Source organism: Ensifer sp. BR816 (assembly GCF_000378985.1).
GTDB lineage: Bacteria > Pseudomonadota > Alphaproteobacteria > Rhizobiales > Rhizobiaceae > Sinorhizobium.
In genome coordinates, this window is record NZ_KB905370.1 from 4,122,902 (window position 1) to 4,143,788 (window position 20,887).

The 20,887-nt window shown below is 64.3% G+C and carries 18 protein-coding genes; 12 read left to right on the forward strand and 6 right to left on the reverse strand.

What is annotated here, in order from left to right; genetic code table 11:
• Positions 1–89 precede the first annotated feature (89 nt).
• Genes RHIBR816_RS0119795 through RHIBR816_RS0119820 form a run of 6 tightly spaced genes read left to right on the forward strand, consistent with a single transcriptional unit; the run spans position 90 to position 5,844 of the window.
• Positions 90–1,046, forward strand: coding sequence for an ABC transporter permease (locus tag RHIBR816_RS0119795; RefSeq protein ID WP_018238329.1), 957 nt, complete (start codon positions 90–92; stop codon positions 1,044–1,046).
• Between the two features lies 1 nt (position 1,047).
• Entirely contained in the window at positions 1,048–2,007 is a 960-nt protein-coding gene (locus RHIBR816_RS0119800) for an ABC transporter permease (RefSeq protein WP_018238330.1), read from the forward strand.
• Positions 2,004–3,011: an ABC transporter ATP-binding protein gene (locus RHIBR816_RS0119805; RefSeq protein ID WP_026187214.1), complete on the forward strand. Its 1,008-nt coding sequence runs from the start codon at positions 2,004–2,006 to the stop codon at positions 3,009–3,011. The genes RHIBR816_RS0119800 and RHIBR816_RS0119805 overlap by 4 nt, the downstream gene beginning before the upstream one ends.
• Entirely contained in the window at positions 3,011–3,994 is a 984-nt protein-coding gene (locus RHIBR816_RS0119810) for an ABC transporter ATP-binding protein (RefSeq protein ID WP_018238332.1), read from the forward strand. Before RHIBR816_RS0119805 ends, RHIBR816_RS0119810 begins: the two co-directional genes overlap by 1 nt.
• A gap of 4 nt (positions 3,995–3,998) precedes the next feature.
• On the forward strand, positions 3,999–5,081 hold the full coding sequence (locus RHIBR816_RS0119815; RefSeq protein WP_018238333.1) for a four-carbon acid sugar kinase family protein: 1,083 nt from the start codon (positions 3,999–4,001) through the stop codon (positions 5,079–5,081).
• Between the two features lie 4 nt (positions 5,082–5,085).
• Complete coding sequence (locus tag RHIBR816_RS0119820) at positions 5,086–5,844, forward strand: FadR/GntR family transcriptional regulator (protein ID WP_018238334.1); 759 nt, start codon at positions 5,086–5,088, stop codon at positions 5,842–5,844.
• Positions 5,845–6,004: 160 nt separating this feature from the next.
• Here RHIBR816_RS0119820 and RHIBR816_RS0119825 read toward each other — a convergent pair whose 3' ends face one another.
• On the reverse strand, positions 6,005–7,267 hold the full coding sequence (locus RHIBR816_RS0119825) for a nitrate/nitrite transporter (RefSeq protein ID WP_018238335.1): 1,263 nt from the start codon (positions 7,265–7,267) through the stop codon (positions 6,005–6,007).
• A 776-nt stretch (positions 7,268–8,043) separates the two neighbouring features.
• On the opposite strand from RHIBR816_RS0119825, the gene RHIBR816_RS0119830 reads away from it, so the two are divergent.
• The 4 genes from RHIBR816_RS0119830 (at position 8,044) to RHIBR816_RS0119850 (ending at position 12,278) form a co-directional block, all read left to right on the forward strand.
• Positions 8,044–10,077 carry a methyl-accepting chemotaxis protein gene (locus RHIBR816_RS0119830; RefSeq protein WP_018238336.1) on the forward strand — a complete coding sequence of 678 codons (2,034 nt, stop codon included), beginning with the start codon at positions 8,044–8,046 and terminating at the stop codon, positions 10,075–10,077.
• A 15-nt stretch (positions 10,078–10,092) separates the two neighbouring features.
• Complete coding sequence (locus tag RHIBR816_RS37580) at positions 10,093–10,245, forward strand: hypothetical protein (RefSeq protein ID WP_157628213.1); 153 nt, start codon at positions 10,093–10,095, stop codon at positions 10,243–10,245.
• Between the two features lie 433 nt (positions 10,246–10,678).
• A complete protein-coding gene (locus RHIBR816_RS0119840; RefSeq protein WP_026187215.1) occupies positions 10,679–10,924 on the forward strand; it encodes a DUF982 domain-containing protein in 246 nt (81 codons plus the stop codon).
• Positions 10,925–11,204: 280 nt separating this feature from the next.
• Entirely contained in the window at positions 11,205–12,278 is a 1,074-nt protein-coding gene (locus RHIBR816_RS0119850; protein WP_018238339.1) for an AI-2E family transporter, read from the forward strand.
• A 17-nt stretch (positions 12,279–12,295) separates the two neighbouring features.
• On the opposite strand, the gene RHIBR816_RS0119855 is transcribed toward RHIBR816_RS0119850, so the two are convergent.
• Positions 12,296–13,084, reverse strand: coding sequence for an endonuclease/exonuclease/phosphatase family protein (locus RHIBR816_RS0119855; RefSeq protein ID WP_018238340.1), 789 nt, complete (start codon positions 13,082–13,084; stop codon positions 12,296–12,298).
• Positions 13,085–13,254: 170 nt separating this feature from the next.
• Here RHIBR816_RS0119855 and RHIBR816_RS0119860 point away from each other — a divergent pair, with 170 nt between their 5' ends.
• Positions 13,255–14,193, forward strand: a complete 939-nt coding sequence (locus tag RHIBR816_RS0119860) for a lysylphosphatidylglycerol synthase domain-containing protein (RefSeq protein WP_026187216.1) — start codon at positions 13,255–13,257, stop codon at positions 14,191–14,193.
• Here RHIBR816_RS0119860 and RHIBR816_RS0119865 read toward each other — a convergent pair.
• Positions 14,091–15,671 carry a phospholipase D-like domain-containing protein gene (locus RHIBR816_RS0119865; protein ID WP_018238343.1) on the reverse strand — a complete coding sequence of 527 codons (1,581 nt, stop codon included), beginning with the start codon at positions 15,669–15,671 and terminating at the stop codon, positions 14,091–14,093. The two genes, RHIBR816_RS0119860 and RHIBR816_RS0119865, sit on opposite strands and share 103 nt — an antisense overlap.
• 108 nt (positions 15,672–15,779) lie before the next feature.
• On the opposite strand from RHIBR816_RS0119865, the gene RHIBR816_RS0119870 reads away from it, so the two are divergent.
• Positions 15,780–18,407 carry a malto-oligosyltrehalose synthase gene (locus RHIBR816_RS0119870; RefSeq protein WP_026187217.1) on the forward strand — a complete coding sequence of 876 codons (2,628 nt, stop codon included), beginning with the start codon at positions 15,780–15,782 and terminating at the stop codon, positions 18,405–18,407.
• A gap of 237 nt (positions 18,408–18,644) precedes the next feature.
• Here RHIBR816_RS0119870 and RHIBR816_RS0119880 read toward each other — a convergent pair whose 3' ends face one another.
• From RHIBR816_RS0119880 to RHIBR816_RS0119890, 3 genes are read right to left on the reverse strand one after another with little or no spacing between them, the layout of a single operon-like run.
• Complete coding sequence (locus tag RHIBR816_RS0119880) at positions 18,645–19,082, reverse strand: RpiB/LacA/LacB family sugar-phosphate isomerase (RefSeq protein ID WP_018238346.1); 438 nt, start codon at positions 19,080–19,082, stop codon at positions 18,645–18,647.
• Positions 19,083–19,106: 24 nt separating this feature from the next.
• On the reverse strand, positions 19,107–19,871 hold the full coding sequence (locus tag RHIBR816_RS0119885) for a triose-phosphate isomerase (RefSeq protein ID WP_018238347.1): 765 nt from the start codon (positions 19,869–19,871) through the stop codon (positions 19,107–19,109).
• Positions 19,868–20,653, reverse strand: a complete 786-nt coding sequence (locus RHIBR816_RS0119890) for a DeoR/GlpR family DNA-binding transcription regulator (protein WP_026187218.1) — start codon at positions 20,651–20,653, stop codon at positions 19,868–19,870. Before RHIBR816_RS0119890 ends, RHIBR816_RS0119885 begins: the two co-directional genes overlap by 4 nt.
• Positions 20,654–20,887 lie beyond the last annotated feature (234 nt).

Below are 20,887 nucleotides of genomic sequence, written 5' to 3' on the forward strand. Positions count from 1 at the left end.
TTTGTGGACCTGGGCCGGCCCAGGCAAAGCATGACGCCCGGAAATCGCCATGGCGGGTTGGCCGGCACCATGCGGGAGGAATGAGCGACATGCTGCGTTACGTCGCGACACGATTTGCCATTTGGATACCATCGGTTCTGCTGGTGATGATGGCCGTCTACGCACTCGCCTTCTACGGCGCGGGCGACCCGATCAAGCTGATCTTCCTGCGTGCACCGGGGGACGTCGCCTATAATCCGGAACGCATCGAGGCGATCCGCGAGAGCGCCGGGCTCAACAAGCCCTTCATCGAGCAGTTCGGCTATTATGTCTGGAACCTGCTCCAGGGCGATTTCGGCAACTCGCTGAACTCCGGACGCTCCGTCTGGGCGATGGTCAAGGCGGCCGCACCCGTCTCCTTCAAGCTGGCGCTCTGTTCGATCATTCTCACCGCGCTCGTCGCCATCCCGCTCGGGATGATCGCGGCGCTCAACCAGAACCGCCGCCTCGACTACATCATCCTCGGCTCGGCGCTTTTCCTTTGGGCGATCCCCGCCTATGTCGCGGGGCCGCTGCTGATGGTTGGCCTCATCGTGCTGCTCCCCGGCGTCAACGTGCCCTATGGCTGGGGCGGCGTCTTCGACATTCGCGTCCTGCTGCCGCTGCTCGTGCTTTCGTTCCAGCCGATCGCGCTCATCATCCGCCAGACCCGCGCCGCGGTCATCGAGGTGCTTTCCGAGGATTTCGTCCGCACCGCCCGGGCAAAGGGCGTTCCGGAGGTCGTCGTGGCGCTCAAGCATATCCTGCGGCCGGTCCTGACGCCGGTCGTCACCCAGCTCGGCCTCATCATGATCACCATCGTCAACGGTGCGATCTTCGTAGAACTCGTCTTCGGCCTCCCGGGTCTCGGCCGCCTGACCGTCAAGGCGCTGACCAATTCCGACTATCCGGTGATCCTGGCGATCACGCTCATCGGCTCGTTCCTGGTGATGATCTCGAACCTCCTGGTCGACATCCTGTACCCGCTGCTCGACCCCCGCGCTGCCGATGCGAAGAGGAGCCGCTGACATGTCTACCGTCCAGACCCAGCCCGCAATCCTCGCCGACGAGCCGCCGGTCAGCCTGTGGCGTGATGCCTGGTACCGGCTGAAACGGAACCGCCTGGCGATCTTCGGCCTCTGCGTCATCCTGCTGCTCGCCTTTGTCGCACTGTTCGGCCCCTATCTGACGCCCTACGATTTCCTCAGCCAGGATCTCGAGGCACGCAACCAGGCGCCGTCGCTTGCCCATCTCTTCGGCACGGACGATCTCGGCCGCGACGTCTTCAGCCGGGTCGTCTACGGCACGCGAACCGCCTTTGTTGTCGCCGTCGTGGTGACCGCCATCGCGCTTGTCATCGGCACCGGCCTTGGCGCGGTCGCCGGCTTCTTCGGCAATCCTTTCGACCGGGTGATCATGTGGCTGACCGACATCACTATGTCGGTGCCGAACCTGCTTCTCGTCGTGGTCATCAATGCTTCGCTGAAGACGCCGATCGCGCAATGGATGGAGGCGCGCTATCTCGAAACGCTCAATCCCTTCTATCGCGAAACGGTTTGGATCGATTTCCTGCTCGTCTTCGGCTCCATGGCGCTGATCTCCTGGCCGCCCTATGCACGCCTGGTGCGCGCCCAGGTGCTGTCGATCCGCAGCCGGCCCTACATCACCGCCGCACAGGCGCTCGGCCTTTCCAACCGCATCATCCTGACCCGCTACGTGATACCGAACGCGCTCGGGCCGCTGATCGTCGCGGTCAGTGCCGGCCTCGGCACGGCGATGGTGCTTGAAAGCGCCTTCTCCTTCCTCGGAGTCGGCGTCAACCCGCCGACGCCCAGCTGGGGCAACATGATCTCGGACGGCCTGCGCGTCTGGCAGCACTACCCGCACCTGTTAGCGGCACCGGCGGCCGTTCTCGGCCTCGCATCCGTCGCCTTCTCCTTCCTCGGTGACGGCCTCAACGATGCTCTCAACCCGCGAGGCAGCAAATGATGAGCGGAAAAACCGAAAATCGGCTGCTCGACGTCAAGGGCCTGACGGTCGAAATCGAGACGCGCAGCGGCCCGGCGGTCATCGTCGACGGCATCGACCTTCATGTCGACAAGGGCGAGACGCTCGGCGTTGTCGGCGAGTCGGGCTGTGGCAAGAGCCTCACCATGCTCAGCCTGATGCGGCTCCTGCCGAACAAAATCCGCGTCGCCAAGGGCGAAGCGCATTTCAACGGCCGCGACCTGCAGAGGATGTCAAACCGGGAGCTGAGAAAGGTGCGCGGCGGCGATATCGGCTTCGTCTTCCAGGATCCGATGACCTCGCTCAACCCGGTCATGCGGATCGGCGACCAGCTCGCCGAGCCGCTGATCTACCATCGCGGCCTGACGAGGAAGGAGGCGCGCGCACGCGCCATCGAACTCCTGCGCCTCGTCGGCATTCCGGGACCGGAGGAACGTATCCAGGCCTACCCGCACGAGCTCTCCGGCGGCATGCGCCAGCGCGTCATGATCGCCATCGGCCTCTCCTGCGATCCCAAGCTCTTGATCGCCGACGAACCGACGACGGCGCTCGACGTGACGATCCAGGCGCAGATCGTCGACCTGGTGAAGGGCTTACGCGAAAAGCTCGGCATGTCGGTGGTGTGGATCACCCACGATCTGGCGCTGATCGCCGGCCTGGTCGATCGCGTCGTCGTGCTTTACGCCGGCACCGTCGTCGAGGATGCACCGGTCGACGCACTCTACGCCAATCCGCGCCACCCCTATACACGCGGCCTGCTCGCCTCGATCCCGAAGCTTTCCGATGCTCCGGCATCGCGCCTCACCTCGATTGGCGGCACGCCGCCGGAACCGGGCCGCCGGCCTGAGGGCTGTCCCTTCGCGCCGCGCTGCCCGCTGGCGATGGACATCTGCCGCACGCATGTGCCGAAGCTCGAGCCCGTTTCCGCTGCGGGAGGCCACCGCGCCGCCTGCTTCGCCGTCGAAAAAGCCCGGGAGGCCGCCTGATGGGTGCTCAACCCCTTCTGAAGATCGAAAACCTGGTCAAGCACTTCTATGTCCGGCTCGGCGCCTTCGGCGAACGGGCGGCGACTGTGCACGCGCTCGACGACGTCAGCCTCGATATCGTCGAAGGCGAGACGCTGAGCCTGGTCGGCGAGTCCGGCTGCGGCAAGTCGACGACCGGATTCACCATCCTGAACCTGCATCGCGCGACCTCCGGCCAGGTGGTCTACAAGGGTCAGGACCTGACGGCGCTCGACGAGAAGAAGATGCGGCCCTTCCGGCGCGACCTGCAGATCGTCTTCCAGGATCCCTATTCGACGCTCAATCCGCGCATGACGGTCGGCGAGGCGATCGGCGAGCCAATCCTCTTCCACAAGCTCGCCGGCAAGGCCGAGCTCGAGGGCAAAGTCAAAGCGCTGCTGACCGATGTCGGCCTGCCGCCGCGCTTCGCCTCGCGCTATCCGCACGAACTTTCCGGCGGCCAGCGCCAGCGTGTGGCAATTGCCCGGGCGCTTGCCTGCCAGCCGAAATTCATCGTCTGCGACGAGGCGATCTCGGCGCTCGACGTGTCGATCCAGGCGCAAATCATCAACCTGCTGCTCGACCTGCAGGAGAAATACGGGCTCACCTATCTGTTCATCGCCCATGACCTGGCGGTCGTAAGGCATATCTCGACGCGCGTCGGCGTCATGTATCTCGGCCGGCTGGCGGAGCTTGCCAGCCGCGACGCGCTCTTCGAGACGCCGCTTCATCCCTATACCAAGGCGCTGCTTTCGGCGGTGCCTGAAACCGACCCCGAACATGAGCGCAGCCGCAAGCGGCAGATCCTCGAAGGCGATGTGCCGAGCCCGCTCGCGCCGCCGTCGGGCTGCCGCTTCCACACCCGCTGCCCGATCGCCATGGAGGTCTGCAGCCGGGTGGTTCCGAAGTGGAAGGAGGCGCGGCCGGGACATCTCGTGGCCTGCCACGCGGTGAACGGCGAATAGAGCCATGGCCATCCGCGTCGCCATCGTTGCCGATGACCTGACCGGCGCCCTCGATACCGGAGCGCCCTTCGTCGACACGGGCCTGAGCGTGACCGTGGCGCTCGACGTCGACGCGGTCGAGGCGGCGATCGCGACCGGCGCGGAGGTCGTCGTCGTCAACACGGTGTCGCGCGCGCTTGATCCCCTCCCTGCTGCAGATCGCGTCAGGCAGGCTGCTGCCGCGCTCGCCCGCGCTTCGCCCGAACTCGTGCTGAAAAAGATCGACTCGCGGCTGAAGGGCAATGTCGCGGCCGAGAGCGAAGCGCTCGCCCTTGCCATCGGCCGCCAGCGCCTGCTGGTCGCTCCCGCCGTGCCCGACCAGGGACGCTTCACCCGTGACGCCCATGTCGTCGGCTTCGGTGTCGGCGAACCGCTGCCGATCGCGCCCCTCTTCTCCGGCCGCGCCATCGACGTCCGGATTGCCGACGCGGCCTCCGACGAGGATCTCGACGGCGTGGTCGCAAACCTCGATTGGTCAAGCACCGTTGCGGTCGGGGCGCGCGGCATCGGCCGTGCGCTCGCCCGGCGGCTTGCCCACTCGCACGCGCCGACGCCCTTTGAGCCGTCATCGCGCACACTCTTTGCATTCGGTTCGCGCGACCCGATCACCGAGGCGCAGATCGCAGTCCTGCTCGAAAGCGGTCACATCGCCAATCATTTCGATGCACCGGGCGGCGACGTCCGCGGTGAGCCGACGCGGCTGCCGGCGCTGTTGAGATGCACCGGTACGTTGGCCGAGGCACCGGAGATTGTAGCGCTACGCTTCGCCGCAGGCGTTTCCCGCCTCGTCGCGGCCACGGCGCCCGACATGCTGATGATGGGCGGCGGAGACACGGCCTATGCTATCCTGCGTTCGTTGGGGGCTCGCGTGCTGTTGCCGAAGGGCGAGATCGAGGCGGGTATTCCCTGGTTCGAGACGGAGCGCCCGGGCGGCGGGCGGATGCGCTGCGCCGTGAAGTCGGGGGGCTTCGGCAATGCGCAATCTCTGCTAAAGGTTTTGCGAGACGCGCCGGAATTGCGGCATGCAGGCGATGAACAGGATGGATAAGAGAATGGCGGAGAATGGCGGCCTTGGCCAGGAGGCGGCAGCCGAAGGGAAGACCGAACGTGGCAAGTCGGTAAAGCTCGTCGATCGCGTCTTCAACCAGTTGCACGAGCGCATCCGCACCGGCAACTATGCGCCGGACTCGCGGCTTCCGGGCGAACACGAACTTGCCTCGATGCTCGGCGTCTCCCGCCCTGTCGTGCGCGATGCGCTCGGCCGGCTGCGCGAACAGGGCCTGATCTATTCGCGCCAGGGCGCCGGCACCTTCGTCAGCGCCCAGGTTTCGGCCGCTGCCCAGCTTGCCTATTCGCCGGTCAAGTCGATTGCCGACATCCAGCGCTGCTATGAGTTCCGCCTGACCATCGAGCCCGCCGCGGCCTATTTCGCCGCCCAGCGCCGCGACGAGGCGGCGATCGCCCGGATCGCAGCCGCACTTGCCGAGTTGCGCGAGGCGACCAGCCACCAGCTACATCGGACCGACGCCGATTTCCTCTTCCACAAGGCGGTGGCGGAAGCGGCGAACAACCACTATTACACCGCCTCGCTCGAAGCCTTGCGCGCCCATATCGCCGTCGGCATGCACCTTCATGGCCTGTCGCTGATGGGCCCGCGGCCTGGCCTGGAGCAGGTCTACGAGGAGCACAGCCAGATCTACCGCGCCGTCCAGGAGGGCCGCGCGGACGACGCCCGCGAACTGATGCGCAAACACCTCGAAGGCTCGCGCGACCGGCTCTTCGAAGGCCGAGTGCTGGATCTTTCCTTTTAAGTTCAGGGAACCAAAAGGGGAGCGAAAAAGCCCGGCACAAAGTGCCGGGCAGGAAGCAGGGTTTTGGCAATCCCTGCGGGGAAGCGAGGTAATATCGGGAGAGGTGCGAAGTCGGGCGGCTACCGTCGATCCTGATCCGGCAGCCGCCGTCCGTCAGACGTTATTGCCCATAGGCACCGGCTGGGGAGCCCTCGACGGCGCGCCGCTTGAACTGGCGGATCGAGGCGCTCATCCAGACCATGGAAATCGCGACGATCGCAAAGAGCAACATGAAACAGCTCGACCAAAGGCCGGTCCAGTCCTTGAGGAAGCCGAAGGCGACCGGCAGGATGAAGCCGCCGAGGCCGCCCATCATGCCGACGACGCCGCCGACGGCACCGACATGGTCCGGGTAATAGGCCGGAATGTGCTTGTAGACGGCGGCCTTGCCGAGGCTCATCACGAAGCCGAGCACGAACGTAACGGCGACGAAGACGACCGGGGTGATGTGAAACAGGGTGCCGCCCTCAGGCACGGAGAGGATGAGCGTTGCAACGGCGGACACGGCGAACATCGCATACATGATCTTGCGAGCACCGATCTTGTCGGAAAGCGCGCCGCCATAGGCGCGGAAAATGCTGCCCGGAATGGAGTAAGCCGCGGCGATCATGCCCGCCGTCTCGAGGTTGAAACCGTAGACGCCGACGAGGTAACGCGGCAGCCACAGCGCCAGCGCGACAAAGCCGCCGAAGGCGAAGAAATAGTAGAGCGAGAAGCGCCAGACCTGGACATTCTTAAGCGGCGCGAACTCGGCGAGAAAGCTCTTGCGCGGCTGGTTGACCTCTCGGCGGGCACGGAACTTCGGATCGTCCTCGGTCGTGAACCAGAAGACGATCGCGGTCAGCAGGAGGCCGGCGGCCCATACCTGCGCGACGGTCTGCCAACCATAGGCGACGAGAACGAGCGGCGCGAGGAACTTGGTCACCGCCGCGCCGACATTGCCGGCACCGAAGATGCCGAGCGCAGTGCCCTGCTTTTCCGGCGGGAAGAAGGGCGAGACATAGGCGACGCCGACGGCGAAGGAACCGCCCGCTATGCCGACGCCGAGACCGGCGAGCAGCATTTCCGGAAAGGTCGTCGCGTAGGCGAGGAGGAAGGTCGAAATTGCCGCCGCCACCATCGTCACCGTATAGACGAGCCGGCCGCCATAGCGGTTGGTCCAGATGCCGAGCACGATGCGGATCAGCGAGCCGGTGAGGATCGGCATGCCGATCAGCAGGCCGAACTGCGCTTCGCTCAGTCCCAGTTCCTGCTTGATGCGCACGCCGATGATCGAAAAAATCGTCCAGACGGCAAAACAGATGGTGAAAGCGGTCGTCGAGATCCACAGGGCGCGGCCCTGCTCCCCGGCGGTGATCTTCTGTGATTGGTGAACAGCGGACATGGCTTCTCCCGGCGCGACGGCGCCATTCGATCGTTGATCCTGGAAATGCCCCGAACAAAGCGCCTCGCCTGAGCGATCGGCGCTTCCATCCAGCTTAAGCAACCTTGCTCCTGGTGCGCGGCATTGGGCACCACCGGCGGTCTGCTCGGGCTCGCCAATATGAATGCAAGCGTCGTGCCAACTGAAAAATAACTGGAAAAATCAAACAAACCCAATCGCGGAGCGGCGCCGATCCCAGGCCGCCATGGTTAAGATGATCAAATATTAGCCTCACCATTAGACCCTGCTCAATTGTTGAGCATAGGCCAAATGCTGCCACTACCCCTACAGAGAACCAGCTATCGGAGGTTGTCTACGATGCGATACCGAGAGTGCGACCATACCCAGCGAGCGCGCCCGAATCGGAGACATTACCCCGGATTTCACCCACCCCCGGGCAAAGTCCTTTTGGGCTTGCAAGGGCACATCGCATTGAAGAAATTGACATTTGTCAGGTTTCTAAAGGGCGAGCCGTCGCCGATCTGCATAAAAAATGCTCTGCGAGCTAAATCGAGCGGCAATCGATAAGAATTAAGTAAATTAGTAACAATTGCCGTAGATCGTAGACACCACGCAGCCAATGGTTGCGCTGACAAGTGCTGATTTCCAGAACGGCTAGTTTTCGGTCCCGTCGTGACTGCCGTTTTTCCGCGGACCCGCGAATGATGCAGCGGGACGATATGACCCCCGCGAGCCCCATGACGGCTTCTCGCGTTCGATCCGTCTCGAGGCAACAGATGTTGATTTCTCTCCCGTCCCGCATTGGCTCCAAACTGGCCATGCTTTCAACCATCGGCATTTTTATGGTCGCCGTCATGCTCGTCACCGTGTGGCAGGGCGACCGGTTCGTCGACGAGCGTACCGCCTATCAAAAGGACCAATTGATCGTCTCGCGCGACCTGATCGAGGCCAAGGCGTCGCTGCGCGGCTTGCAGATGGGCGTGCGCGATCTGCGCCTCGCCACTTCGCCGGAAGAAATTGCCAAGGCCATTGCCTACATAGCGGAGCGCCACGACTCCGTTATCAAATATCTGGACAACGCCCTGACGCGATTGCAACTGCCGGTCAACAGGGATCGGGTCGCAAAGCTGAAAACGCTGGTGGATCGCTTGCATGCCATGACCAACGAGATGGCCGCGGTTATGGAGGCGAAAGTGCAGCTCACGGCCGGCGATCCCGCCATGGACGCGAAGGAAAAGGAGGTCCAGGCAAAGTTGCTGGCTGTTGCCACCGAGACGGCCGAACTGCTCGATGAGGGTGTGGATGCGGCGAAGGCGATGGTGGCCACGGCCGAGGAGGACGCGCATGCGGTAGCCAGCCTCGTTTCGCGGCTCAATCTCGGCGTCGGCCTGCTGGCCGTGATTACGCTGATCGTCTCCGCCGTATTCGGCGCCCGGACGATCGCCAGACCGATCGCCCGCATCACCGGCAACATGAACGTGCTCGCGGGCGGCGATCTCAATGTCGCGGTGCCGTTCACCGAGCGGCGCGACGAGATCGGCGAGATGGCCCGGGCCGTCGAGGTGTTCAAGCAGAACGGCATCAAGGTGCGCGACATGAATGCGCAGGAAGCGGCGCTGCAGGCCAAAAGCGCCGACCTGCAGTCGAGCATCGGCGAGGTAGTGGCGGCGGCGGTCGCCGGCGACTTCACCCGGCGGATCAGCAAGTCCTATGACAATGTCGATCTCGACCGCTTCGCGGCGGGCGTCAACCAGCTCGTCACCTCCGTCGACCGCGGCGTCGCCGAGACCCGCCGCGTCGTCGCGGCGCTGGCCGATGGCGACCTGACCGAGACGATGCGCGGCGAGTTCCGGGGTGCCTTCGGCGAGCTCCAGGACAACGTCAACCAGACGATGACCAACCTGCGCTCGGTGCTGAGCGAGGTGCGCACCGCGATCGACACGATCAATGGCGGCGCCGGCGAGATGCGCATTGCCTCCGGCGACCTGTCGAAGCGCACCGAGCAGCAGGCCGCCTCGCTGGAGGAGACCTCCTCGGCGCTGGAGGAGATCACCGCGGCGGTGAAGAGCTCGACCGAGCGGGCGACGGAAGCCAGCCACATGGTCGACGAGGCGCGCAAGAGCACCGAGCAGTCGGGCGCCGTCGTCAAGGACGCGGTCTCGGCGATGGGCCGGATCGAGCAGGCCTCCGGCGAGATCGGCCAGATCATCAACGTCATCGACGAGATCGCCTTCCAGACCAACCTCTTGGCGCTCAATGCCGGCGTCGAGGCGGCCCGCGCCGGCGAGGCCGGCAAGGGTTTCGCCGTCGTCGCCCAAGAGGTGCGCGAGCTGGCGCAGCGCTCCGCCAATGCCGCCAAGGACATCAAGGCGCTGATCTCGCGCTCCGGCGAGGAGGTCCATTCCGGGGTGAAGCTGGTGACCGCCACCGGGCAGGCGCTGACGCTGATCGAGGGCCATGTGATCAAGGTCAACGAGCATGTCCATTCGATCGCCACCGCGGCACGCGAGCAGTCGACCGGGCTGTCCGAGGTCTCGACCGCGGTCAACCAGATGGACCAGGTGACGCAGCAGAATGCGGCGATGGTGGAAGAGTCGACCGCGGCCACCAACCGGCTGGCCGACGAGGCGGCCAACCTGGCGCAGCTGATCGCCCGCTTCCGGCTCGAAGCCGGCGCGGCACCGCGTGTCGCCGGCCACGACAACAAACCGACGGCGTCTCCCGCCCGGCAGCTCGGCGGCCGGCTCGCCAAGGCCTTTGGCGGCCGGAGTGCAACCGCCGCCGAAGCCGCCGATTGGGAGGAGTTCTGAGAGCAGGTTGATCCCGTGAATTGGCGAACAGGCAGCGGCAACTCCGCTGCCTGTTCGCCTTTGGAGGCCATAACGCTGTGCATGACGATTGGCGGCCGCTTGCTGGAGGACGGAACCGACACGGTCGTCTACACGCCGCAGTTCGCCGACGCGGCCGGGCAGCGCTGACGATCTTCCGGCCCGCCTCCAACGGACATCAACGCCGGCAGTTCCACCGGAACAATTGCGACAACAGTGGGTTGTCCGGTTGTAGCAGGAGTTCCAAACCATGACGCCCGACCCCATCGGCCCCGGCCCCGGACCGGGAACAATCCCGCCAAATCCCGTCCCTCCGCTCGGCATACCCGATCCTCCGACCAAGGAACCGCAGCCGCGAAGGTCCCCTGAGCAAGAGCCGGGCAAGCCGCCGCGCGAAACCGAAGAACCTCCCCGCGCAACAGACAGTTCCCGCAGGCCATAGCCGTCGAAACGCCGTTGCCTCGCTGGCGACGCGAGCCGGCAACCCGCTCTGGGCAGCGCATCAGATGCAAGCAAAAACAGAAGCTTGGGAACGAACAGCATCGGAGGCGGTTGGGTGCATCAAAAGACAAGGGACGCCGACATGCTCAAGACATGGAACGAATGCGTCATCGTCAACTTGCCCGATCTCGCCGGTGTCCAGATCGTCTGGACACCGGCCGAAGCGGCAAGGCTGCTCAGCGAACATTGGCCGGTTTCGGTCGGGAGCGCCTACAGCGCCGCCCTCAATGCCTGTACCGATGCGATGCTCGGAACCGCCTCCCACGATGAAGCGCGGCAGGCCTTTGTCGCTGCGGTCGAGGAAGCGCAAATCAAGATGCTGCGCTGACCCCCATCGCGAGAGCGGCGCCGGACAACGCAAGGCCGCCGCAGATGACAGCGCTCACCGTTCGTCATCTTCGGGGGACACAACCGGCACGGCTTCGGCTGGCAGCGGCATCGTCTGGTCCGCAACGTCTTCTTTGATGTTGTTCATCGTTGCAAGCCTTTGCTGCTGCCGTTTGCCGGCGGTTCCTCGGCGACGGGACGTTAGACGGGAGGCAGGCGGAACCTATCTTTCGAAAAATCAGTTCGGATGAGACCAACCGTCACAACAGGAGCGGCTTCAAGTGGCGAAGAACGTTTCGGCGCAGCCGGAAGAGACGCCTGATCAGTTGCTGACCGCGCGGCGTTCACGGGCATTGGCGATCCTGGCGGCAATCGCGGCGGGGATCGTCGTTTGCTACCTGCTGGCCGTGCCTTTCCTGCCCGCGCTGACATGGGCACTTGTCCTCGCGATCATGTTCCACCCGCTGCACCGGCGGATATCCAAGGATCTCCGCTATCCGGAAATCGCCGCGGCTGCGACTGTCGCAATCGCCGCCTTCGTCGTGGCCGTGCCGCTCACCCTGGTTGCGGAGCGGCTGGTGAACGAGGCCGCAAGAGGTGCACAGATCGTCGCGGAAGCGCTGAGGACGGGGAGCTGGCGCGACGCCATTGCCCACTATCCGCGCATCGGGCTGGGGCTTCTCTGGATCGAGACCCAGCTCGACCTCGCCGGCCTCGCAGGCAATGCCGCGGCCCTGCTCACCAATTTCAGCGCATCGCTCGTCCGCCGCTCGGTGGCGCAGATCATCGACGCGGTCCTCACCTTCTACTTCCTGTTCTATTTCTTGCGCGACGGGCGCGAAGCCTTGAGCATGCTCAGGAGCTTCTCGCCGTTGACGTCCCCGGAAATGAACAGGCTGTTCCTGCGAGTCAGCGAAACGGTTCACGCGATCGTCTTCGGAACCTTCGCCGTCGCGGTCGTGCAGGGCATGCTGGGCGGCCTGATGTTCTGGCTGCTTGGTCTGCCGTCGCCGCTCCTCTGGGGTCTGGCGATGGGCCTGCTGGCGATGGTGCCGGTTCTCGGCGCCTTCATCATCTGGATTCCGGCGGCGCTGTCGCTCGCGCTGACCGGCGAATGGGGCAAGGCGTTGATTCTGGTAACCTGGGGCGCCGGCGTGGTCGCGACCGTGGACAATCTGCTCTATCCGATCTTTGTCGGAGATCGGCTGAAGCTGCACACGGTTGTGACGTTCATGAGCATGATCGGCGGCATCCTCGTGTTCGGACCGGCCGGGCTGGTGATCGGGCCGGTAACCTTCACGGTGACGCTGCTGCTGCTCGAAATCTGGCGCGAGCATAACAGAAGCGGCGAGTAGAGCCCGCTCGAGTTTCGCTATCGCAGAACCGGCGTTGTACGGTTGCCATGAAGTTGTTTCGACGCGAGTCGCTGGGCGGGCGGCTCGATTTCGAGCTCGGCCAGGACCGGCAGATGGTCGGAGGCGGCCCGCGCAAGTGCGCTGTTGTGCACCAGGCAATCTTTGACGCTTATCCCATCGCCGACGAAGACGTGATCGAGCCTCAGAAGCGGCAATCGGGAGGGGAAGGTCGGACGCGGTTTTCCTTTCAATTGCAGTTGTGCGTCCCTGAGATGCCGAGCCAGAAGCTTGTAGGCGGCCGAGCGCGCGATGGCGTTGAAGTCGCCCGCCAGGATCACCCGCGCTTCCCCCTGCCCGATGCCGCCAAGCCAGCCGGGGCCGAGCAAGGCCGTGGCCTGGCGAACCCGCTCCGAACCGCTGAGCCCGAGATGCGTGACGATGACCTGAAGCTTGGCGTCGGCAAGGTCGATCTCGACCCAGAGCGCACCGCGCGGTTCCCCGGACGACGGCAGCACGTCCGCCTTGACGAGGCGCATCGGCAAGGCCGTCAGCACCGCATCGCCGTAGCGCTCGTCCTTCAGGTGGAGGGCCGGATGAAAGTGCGCCTCCATCCTCAAGTGCGTGGCGATCATACGGGCCTGGTCCACTCCGCCGCTGCGGGTACGGCCGACATCCACCTCCTGCAGGGCGATGATGTCGGGCCGGCATTCTGCGATGACCGCGGCGATACGCGCCGGGTCGAGCTTGCGGTCCGTGCCGAAGCAACTGTGGACGTTGTAGGTGAGGAATCGTAGCGGTCGAGGCATGATCCTGTTTTTTCGGCCCTGCCGCATGTTCTTTAAATCATGCAGCAATTCAAAGTGCTGCGGCGACCTCTTGGGCGTCTTGCAAGACGCGCGGCGCCGTAGGGTCTCGCGGTTTGGGAACACGCGGGTCCTGCTTTTCGTTCCGGTGGACGCGCAAGGGAACGAGGCCTATGCCAAAGAAAGTCATTGCCAGACTATTCATACTCGCCGCCATCGGCGTCGCCGGCTGGCTGATTTTCCGAACCCTTCGCCAGTATACGTTCGACGAGATCGTCCGCTCGGTGCTGCAGATCCCGCTTGGACATCTGCTGGCGGCGATCGGCTTCGTCTTCCTCTCCTATTTCTGCCTGACGCTGTTCGACGCGCTTGCAGTGCGCTATGTCGGGCAGAAGCTTGCCTATCGCCAGGTGGCGCTCGCCTCCTTCACCAGCCTTTCGATCGGTCACAATGTCGGTGTGGCGGCCTTAAGCAGCGGGGCAGTGCGATACCGGTTCTATTCGCGCTGGGGCTTCACCGGCGAGCAGGTGGCAAAGATCATCCTCTTCTGCGGCGTCACGGTGGGCTTCGGTCTCATGACCCTTGCCGGTCTCTGCTGCCTGATCATGCCGGAGAGCGCCGCGCGGATCATCGGGATCTCGCAAAGCAGCGCTCGTCTCCTCGGTATCATCTGCCTTGCGGCCTCGATCGGTTATGTCGCACTGGCCGGTTTCCTGCGCGGTTCGCTTCGCCTGTTCCGCTGGTCGTTCGAAATGCCTCCGCTTGAAGTTGCCGCCGGCCAGGTCGTCGTCGGCGCGGCAAACTTCCTCTGCGTCAGCGCCTGCCTGCATCAACTGGTGCTGGCTTTTGGAAGCTCAGGCTTCTTCGAAACCGCGACGGCCTATGTCGGCGCCAATTTGACGGCGCTCGTCAGTCACGTCCCGGGCGGCATCGGCGTGCTGGAGGCAACGATTGCCTTTCTGCTCGGACAGTCGGCGAGCATCGGCGCGCTGATCGCGTTCCGGGCGATCTACTTCTTCCTGCCGTTGCCGCTCGGCTTGATCTCGCTGTCGATCGCCGAGTTCCTTCGCTGGGACAATGCAAGGAGCCTCGAAAGCAAAGCGAAAACCTGACCGGCCCAGCGCCGCAGCAGGGCGCCTGTACGACGGAACGGCCTGAACGGCATACGCGGATCGACGATGTCGGTGCCCCAGACAAGCGCGCTCTCGCCGTGGACTTCGATCCCGTCGAATGTCCGAAGACCGCGCCGACCCGTGTTCAGCCTGTCGACAACGGCGACGAGAGAGCCGGTTTCGCGCAGCATCCGCTCGATCGTGCTTGGCTCGGCGTCGAGATGCTCTCCGAGCAACGTGTTGCGGAAGCCTGCGATCGCAACGCCTTGCTCCTCGCTCGCCGCCTCGACGGCAACGTCGCACTCCGTATCGAACCCTTCCGATCGATGGTTGAAGTTCGACGAGCCGACGCGCAGGAACCGCTCGTCGATAGCGACCACCTTGGAATGGATTGTAACCTCCTGCTCGGAGCCGTCCGCGGCCGGTACGACGGGATAGGCGACCCGAAGGCGGCCATGGCGGTCCGTCTGTCTCAGCCGCCGGATGAGCCGGTCGCGATTGCCCCCCATCACGACCCTTTCGAGAAAACCGTGAGAACTGCGGGTGGTGATCACCACGATCTCGGGGCCGTCAGGCTCCTGCAGCCGCTCGCAGAGCAGCTTGCCGATCCGATGCGAGGCAAAATACTGGTTCTCGATATAGATGTGGTGCCGTGCGCTGCGTAATGCATCAAGCGTCAGGCGCAGCGCCTCCTGTCGTCCGCGTCTTTTGCCGAAGCCCGGCTCCGTGCGGGCGATGGCGATCTGGCAATCCGTAAGGATCGGTTCGATGCCGGCCGGCCAGGCCACGGCCGTTGCGCTTGGGGTGCCTATGCCGTCGCCGACCGAGGATTTCCAGCGGGAGCGGCAGAGGTCGCCAATGGCTCGGCATGCTTCCCCCTCCATCAGCACCTGGATGTCATGAACCGGATCGTAGGGATTTCCATCCGGATCGCGCCGCAGGTCATTCTCGGCGAAGTGATCCGGCGTATCCCAGCGCCGCGCGGTCAGGTCGATGCCGCCGACGAAAGCGATGCGATCGTCGATCGAGACGAGCTTCTGGTGATGAGAACCGCGAAGCGCACGGTGGCTGGCGAAACGAAGCTCGATCTGCGGATGCGAAGCCCACTCCTGCCTGCGAAACAGCCGCAACGATTTTCCCGAATAGATCGGACCCATCGCCCAGACCAGGATGCGGATCCTGAGCTTCGGCTTTCGCGCCGCCAGCCGCTCCAGCTTCGTGCCGAGCGCGTCGGCGTCCGGATCATCCGGGCGCAGCTTGATGCGTGGATCGAAATCCCATCCGGTGATCCAGAGCTGCTCTTCCGCCTGCTCGATCACCCGATCGAGGCAGGCGTAATAGGCGGCTCCGTCAACGAGGAAGGATACGCGCTCGGCCGGCGCGCTACGCCAGATGTTTTCGGCGTCCCTGATGATCGGTCGGCGTGCCCGGCGCCATCGGTTGGGCGGGCTTCCGGTGAAAACGGACTTCCAGGCCAAGCTTCTTTTCCCGTGGTGACGACTGCAAAAAAATCCATTTCAACCGAGATTGTTCCCGTCATACCCGCGCGGAACAAAGCTCGATCGGAAGGTGTTGTGCCCGAACAGATGTCAAACCGACCCGCCAGCCCCCTGCCCAGCGCGACTTACCGACTGCAATTTCGAAACGGGATGGATTTCGAAAAAGCCGCCGGCTTGATCCCGCATCTCGTCCGGCTCGGCATCTCCCACCTCTATGCCTCGCCGATATTTTCCGCGGTCGGCGGCTCCACGCACGGCTATGACATCGTCGACTTCAACGAGATCGATCCCGCTCTGGGTGGCCGCGACGGCTTTCTCCGGCTCGTCCGCGAACTGAAAGACCATGGGCTCGGGCTCATCCTGGACATCGTGCCGAACCACATGGCCGCGCATCTCGAAAACCGGTGGTGGCACAGCGTGGTCGAATGGGGCCTGTCGAGCGCATTTGCCCATCATTTCGACGTTGATTGGCGCGAGCCACTCACCCTGCCGTTCCTGGCCCGGAGCTTCGAGGAAGAGCTCGCGGCCGGCAACATAGAACTCACATTCGACCGAGACCGGACCTGCCTGGCCCTCGCCTATTATGACGCGCACTACCCGCTCAATCCGGCATCCTATTCCGCCGTCCTGGAGGGTTGCGACCCGGCCCTCGGAAAGCTTGCCGCCATCGCCAGAAAAGCGGAGGCGCGCGATGCGGCCCGGTTCCACGCCGAGATTGCCGCTTTCGTAGAGCCGCCCTCGGTCGCCGCGGCACTCGGCGAACATCTCCGGCGCGTCTCTACAGAGCCGTTCCTGGAGCGGCTTCACCGGATGCAATCCTGGCGGCTGGCAGGCTGGAAGACGGCGCGAAACGATCTCAGCTATCGGAGGTTCTTCGAGATAGCCGGTCTCATCGGGCTGCGCGTCGAAGACCCGGCCGTCTTCGAGGACACGCATAGACTTGTCCTCGATCTCGTCGAGGAAGGGCTGGTTGACGGGCTGCGCGTGGATCACATCGACGGGCTTGCCGACCCCGAAGAGTATCTTCATCGGCTGCGCGAGCGCGCCGGCGAACACACCTACATCATTGTCGAAAAAATCCTGGAGGCGAGCGAGCCGTTGCCGGAAGAATGGCCGGTAGACGGCAGCACCGGCTACGAGTTCGTCTCGGCGCTTGCCGACCATCTCTCCAACGAGGCTTCCGCCCTTTGGAGCGAAGGCTATCAAGCCGCGACGGAGATTGCCGTCACCGAATGCAAGCTGCAGGTGCTCAGCCACAATTTCAACGCGGAGGTCAAAAGGCTCGCCGGCCTTGCGGCACGCCTGCAGGACGATGCTGCCCCTGCGGCCGACAGCGAGCGCCTGGCCGAGGCCATCCGTCAGTCGATCGCGGCGATGCCGGTTTACAGGACCTATCTCAGCGACCGCGGCGCCAGCGCGCGCGACAGGCGGATGCTCGGCGAGATCGAGCTGAAGGCGCGCGCCGCAGCACCTAAGGTCGGCGCCGAGATCGCAATGATCGCAGCTCTGCTGAAGGCGAGTGACGCGCGTGCGTATCCGCCGGCGAGCGAATTCCGGACGCGCTTCCAGCAATTGAGCGGCGCCGTCATGGCCAAGGCGGTCGAGGATACCTACTTCTACCGCCGCGGCGACTATCTCGCGGCGAATGAGGTCGGTGCCGGACCAACATGGACCCCGGGCGGTATCGGCCGCTTCCATGAGAGGATGCGGGAGCGGGCCAGCAAGAAACCCGGCCTGTCGGCGACCTCGACCCATGACACGAAGCGCGGCGAGGACGCACGCGCCCGGCTTCATGTGATCAGCGAGGTGCCCGAACTCTGGGCCGCCGCAGTCGAACGCTGGCGCGACATCAATCGCCCGCACCGCCAGCCTGGAGCTGACGCGCCGGAGTCATCGGTCGAGCGGTTCCTCTATCAGAGCCTGCTCGGCGCCTGGCCCGTTGAACCCCTGCGCGACGACAACGATCGCTCCTCCTTGAGCGAGCGCATGGCAGCCTTTGCCGTGAAGGCGCTCCGCGAGGCCAAACAGAGGACAAGCTGGGACTTGCCGGACGAACGATACGAAGCTGCGGTCACCGGATTTCTGCGCGGCATTCTCGACGGGCGGAACCGGGCATTTCTCGACGACTTCGAGACAACCGCGGCCCCTTTCATCCTGGCCGGCCTGATCAACAGTCTTTCGCAAACACTGGTGAAACTCACCGCGCCGGGGATTCCGGATATCTATCAGGGCAGCGAGCGCCTCGATCTCTCGCTGGTCGACCCCGACAACCGCCGCGCGACGCTACCGCGACCCACCCTTTCCGAACTGCCGCAACAGCCGACGATCGCCGACTTCGAAGACTGCAAGCAGGCGCTGATCGGGCTTTGCCTGAACTATCGCCGCGGCAAAGGGGCGGATCTCCTTGCGAGCGGTGACTATCATCCCATGCGCCTGCAGGGGCCCGCCGCTCGCCACGCGGCCGCCTTCATGCGCCGCACGCAGAAGGCGCTTTCCATCACCGTGGTCCCGCGGCTTGTCTTCCGCCACGTCGACGGAACCCGCTTGTCCGTCCGTTCCGACCTTTGGCGCGGTACCTACCTCCTCTGGCCCGAAGACAGCACACGTCAGCGGTTGCGGAACCTCGCAACCGGCGAAACCATCGCGCCGCATCCCCGCATTCCGATCGGAGAGATCCTCCGCAACTTCCCGGTGGCGTTCCTCGTTGCGGAATGATGGCGGCGCGGCGGGAGCGATTTCCTCCGGACTATGGCTCGGAGGCAGCTGTCAGCCGCACCTTCAAGCGCGTCATCGGCGTTCCGCCCAGCCATTATCGCGCCGCCGACGAGGCACCGGGTTTGAGCACCGGGGACCGAGCCTTAAATCCGTGAACGAAAACACCCGGCATTGCTGCCGGGCGTCAACGCCGCACCGCGCGCGGGAGGATCACGCGCAACGCGGAAATAGAACTCTCTATTTGCCGGCGTCCAGGCGATCGATTGCCTGGACATTCCCGGCCGACGGGCCGTGCGGATCGAATTCGGCGGCAAGCCAGGTATCGACGATCGATTTCGCCAGCTCCGGGCCAATGACCCGCGCGCCCATGGTGATGATCTGCGCGTTGTTGGACTTCGCCGCCCGCTCGGCCGAGTAGGTGTCGTGGGTGAGTGCCGCACGGATGCCGGGCACCTTGTTGGCGGAAATGCAGACGCCGATGCCGGTGCCGCAGATCAGGATGCCACGGTCGTTCTCGCCGGCCGTGATGGTCCTTGCGAGGCTCTCCGACAGGTCGGCGTAAAAGCCGGCCCGGCTCAGATCCTTGACCTCGACGTCGCTCCGGCCGGCGAGATGCGCGGCGATGACGTCGAGCAACGGTTTGCCTGCACTATCGGCGCCGATTGCGATTTTCATGGGTGGTTCCTTCCGCATTTGTTCTCAGATCGCGCCGGCGACACGCTTCAGAATGTCGAGATAGCCGCCGACCTCCCAGGCGGAGCGACCGATGAAGAGGCCGTCGATATGGGGCTGGACGATCAGGTCCTCGCAGTTTTGCGGATTGACGCTGCCGCCATAGAGCACCGGAACGGCGACGCCGAGCGTGGCCTCGGCGATCTCGGCAATCCGCCTATGGCGGGCGTCGGCATAGCCGGCGGTCGCCGGGATGCCGTTGACGCCGATTGCCCAGACGGGCTCGTAGGCGAGCAGGATCGGCGCCCTTCTGGCGTCGCCGTCGAGGAGCGCGAACGCCCCTTCCACCTGACGCTTAAGGACCGCATCCGCCTCGCCCGCCTCCCGCTCGGCGAGCGTCTCGCCAATGCAGATCAGCGGAATGAGACCATGCCTGACGGCGGCCGCCGTCTTGAGGCCGACGGTGCGGTCGGTCTCGGCGAAATGTTCGCGACGCTCGCTGTGGCCAAGTTCGACCATATCGAGATCGCAATCCTTCAGCATCAACGGCGAGATCTCGCCGGTCCAGGCGCCGGCATCGTCCCAATGCATGTTCTGCGCGCCGATCTTGACGCTCGTCTGCTTCAGCCTCTCCTTCACCTGCCGGACGGCCGTAACGGGCGGAATGACGAAGCGCTGGATCCGCGGGTCGTGCGCCGCATCGGCCGCCGCCAAGCCCTCGGCAAAGGCCATGGCCTCCGGCAGCGACTTGTTCATCTTCCAGCTGGTGCCGACCCAGAGCCGCTTGCTCATGCGCCCTCTGCCATTTTCCGATCCTTGACCGTGATGAGCTTGACGCCGGCATCGCCGAGCGCCGCGGCATCGCCTTCAGAAACCTCGTCGCCGGTCAGCACCGCATCGAAAGCATCGAGCCCGGTCAGGAAATGCAGGGCGGAGCGGCCGAACTTGGCGTGATCGACGAGCAGGTATTTGCGCGTCGCCGATTTCACCATCTGGCGCTTGGTCTGCACGACCTCCTGATCCTGATGGAACGCGCTGGCGCCCTCGATCGCGGAACTCGACAGGAAGGCGACGTCGGCCCTCAGCGAGCGTAGCGCCTCCTCCGTGACAATACCGAAGAAGCCATTGAATTTCTTGCTGTACTGGCCGCCGAGCGAGATCAGGTTGATGCCAGGCGCACCCGACAGTTCGGCGATGACGCCGAGATTGTTGGTGATGACCGTGAGCGGGCGAATGTCCCTGAGGCAGGCGGCAAGCGCGCCGGCGGTGGAACTGTCGTCGATGATGATGCTCTGGCCCGGTTCGATCAGCGTCGCGGCGTGTTCGGCGATCCGTCGCTTCTCGGCCGTGGCAATCTTTTCCCGGTAGCGGAAATCACTTTCGAACTGCGGGCTCGACTGGATCGACGCGCCGCCATGGACCTTGCGCAACAGGCCAGTCTGCTCCAGGTCGTCGAGGTCGCGATGCACCGTCATCTTGCTGACGCCGAAGCGAACGGCAAGGTCTTCGACGGAGGCCGTGCCCGCCTCCATCAGCACGTCCATGATCGCCTGCCGCCTGTCTTCCGGTTTCACGGCCATTGTCCTTCTCGGGCGGGGGCTGCTCCCCGCGCTCGATCACAAACATAACATGAAGATGTGATTTTTCAACTGTTATAATGATATTTTGTTATAGTTTATTGTGATTTTCACGGAACATTGAAACCCGCGTCGGTATGGGGCTTCCACAAATTCCACCCCTTCGACGCGTCGAGGGGGCGCTCGGGCATGATGCCGTCATTCTTGCAGGCGGGCGTGTTTGGCGCTGTA

Coding starts and splice junctions, on each gene's coding strand:
- RHIBR816_RS0119795 (WP_018238329.1), top strand. CDS start 90: ATGCTGCGTTACGTCGCGACACGATTTGCCATTTGGATACCATCGGTT.
- RHIBR816_RS0119800 (WP_018238330.1), top strand. CDS start 1,048: ATGTCTACCGTCCAGACCCAGCCCGCAATCCTCGCCGACGAGCCGCCG.
- RHIBR816_RS0119805 (WP_026187214.1), top strand. CDS start 2,004: ATGATGAGCGGAAAAACCGAAAATCGGCTGCTCGACGTCAAGGGCCTG.
- RHIBR816_RS0119810 (WP_018238332.1), top strand. CDS start 3,011: ATGGGTGCTCAACCCCTTCTGAAGATCGAAAACCTGGTCAAGCACTTC.
- RHIBR816_RS0119815 (WP_018238333.1), top strand. CDS start 3,999: ATGGCCATCCGCGTCGCCATCGTTGCCGATGACCTGACCGGCGCCCTC.
- RHIBR816_RS0119820 (WP_018238334.1), top strand. CDS start 5,086: ATGGCGGAGAATGGCGGCCTTGGCCAGGAGGCGGCAGCCGAAGGGAAG.
- RHIBR816_RS0119825 (WP_018238335.1), bottom strand. CDS start 7,267: ATGTCCGCTGTTCACCAATCACAGAAGATCACCGCCGGGGAGCAGGGC.
- RHIBR816_RS0119830 (WP_018238336.1), top strand. CDS start 8,044: ATGTTGATTTCTCTCCCGTCCCGCATTGGCTCCAAACTGGCCATGCTT.
- RHIBR816_RS0119840 (WP_026187215.1), top strand. CDS start 10,679: ATGCTCAAGACATGGAACGAATGCGTCATCGTCAACTTGCCCGATCTC.
- RHIBR816_RS0119855 (WP_018238340.1), bottom strand. CDS start 13,084: ATGCCTCGACCGCTACGATTCCTCACCTACAACGTCCACAGTTGCTTC.
- RHIBR816_RS0119860 (WP_026187216.1), top strand. CDS start 13,255: ATGCCAAAGAAAGTCATTGCCAGACTATTCATACTCGCCGCCATCGGC.
- RHIBR816_RS0119870 (WP_026187217.1), top strand. CDS start 15,780: ATGTCAAACCGACCCGCCAGCCCCCTGCCCAGCGCGACTTACCGACTG.
- RHIBR816_RS0119880 (WP_018238346.1), bottom strand. CDS start 19,082: ATGAAAATCGCAATCGGCGCCGATAGTGCAGGCAAACCGTTGCTCGAC.
- RHIBR816_RS0119885 (WP_018238347.1), bottom strand. CDS start 19,871: ATGAGCAAGCGGCTCTGGGTCGGCACCAGCTGGAAGATGAACAAGTCG.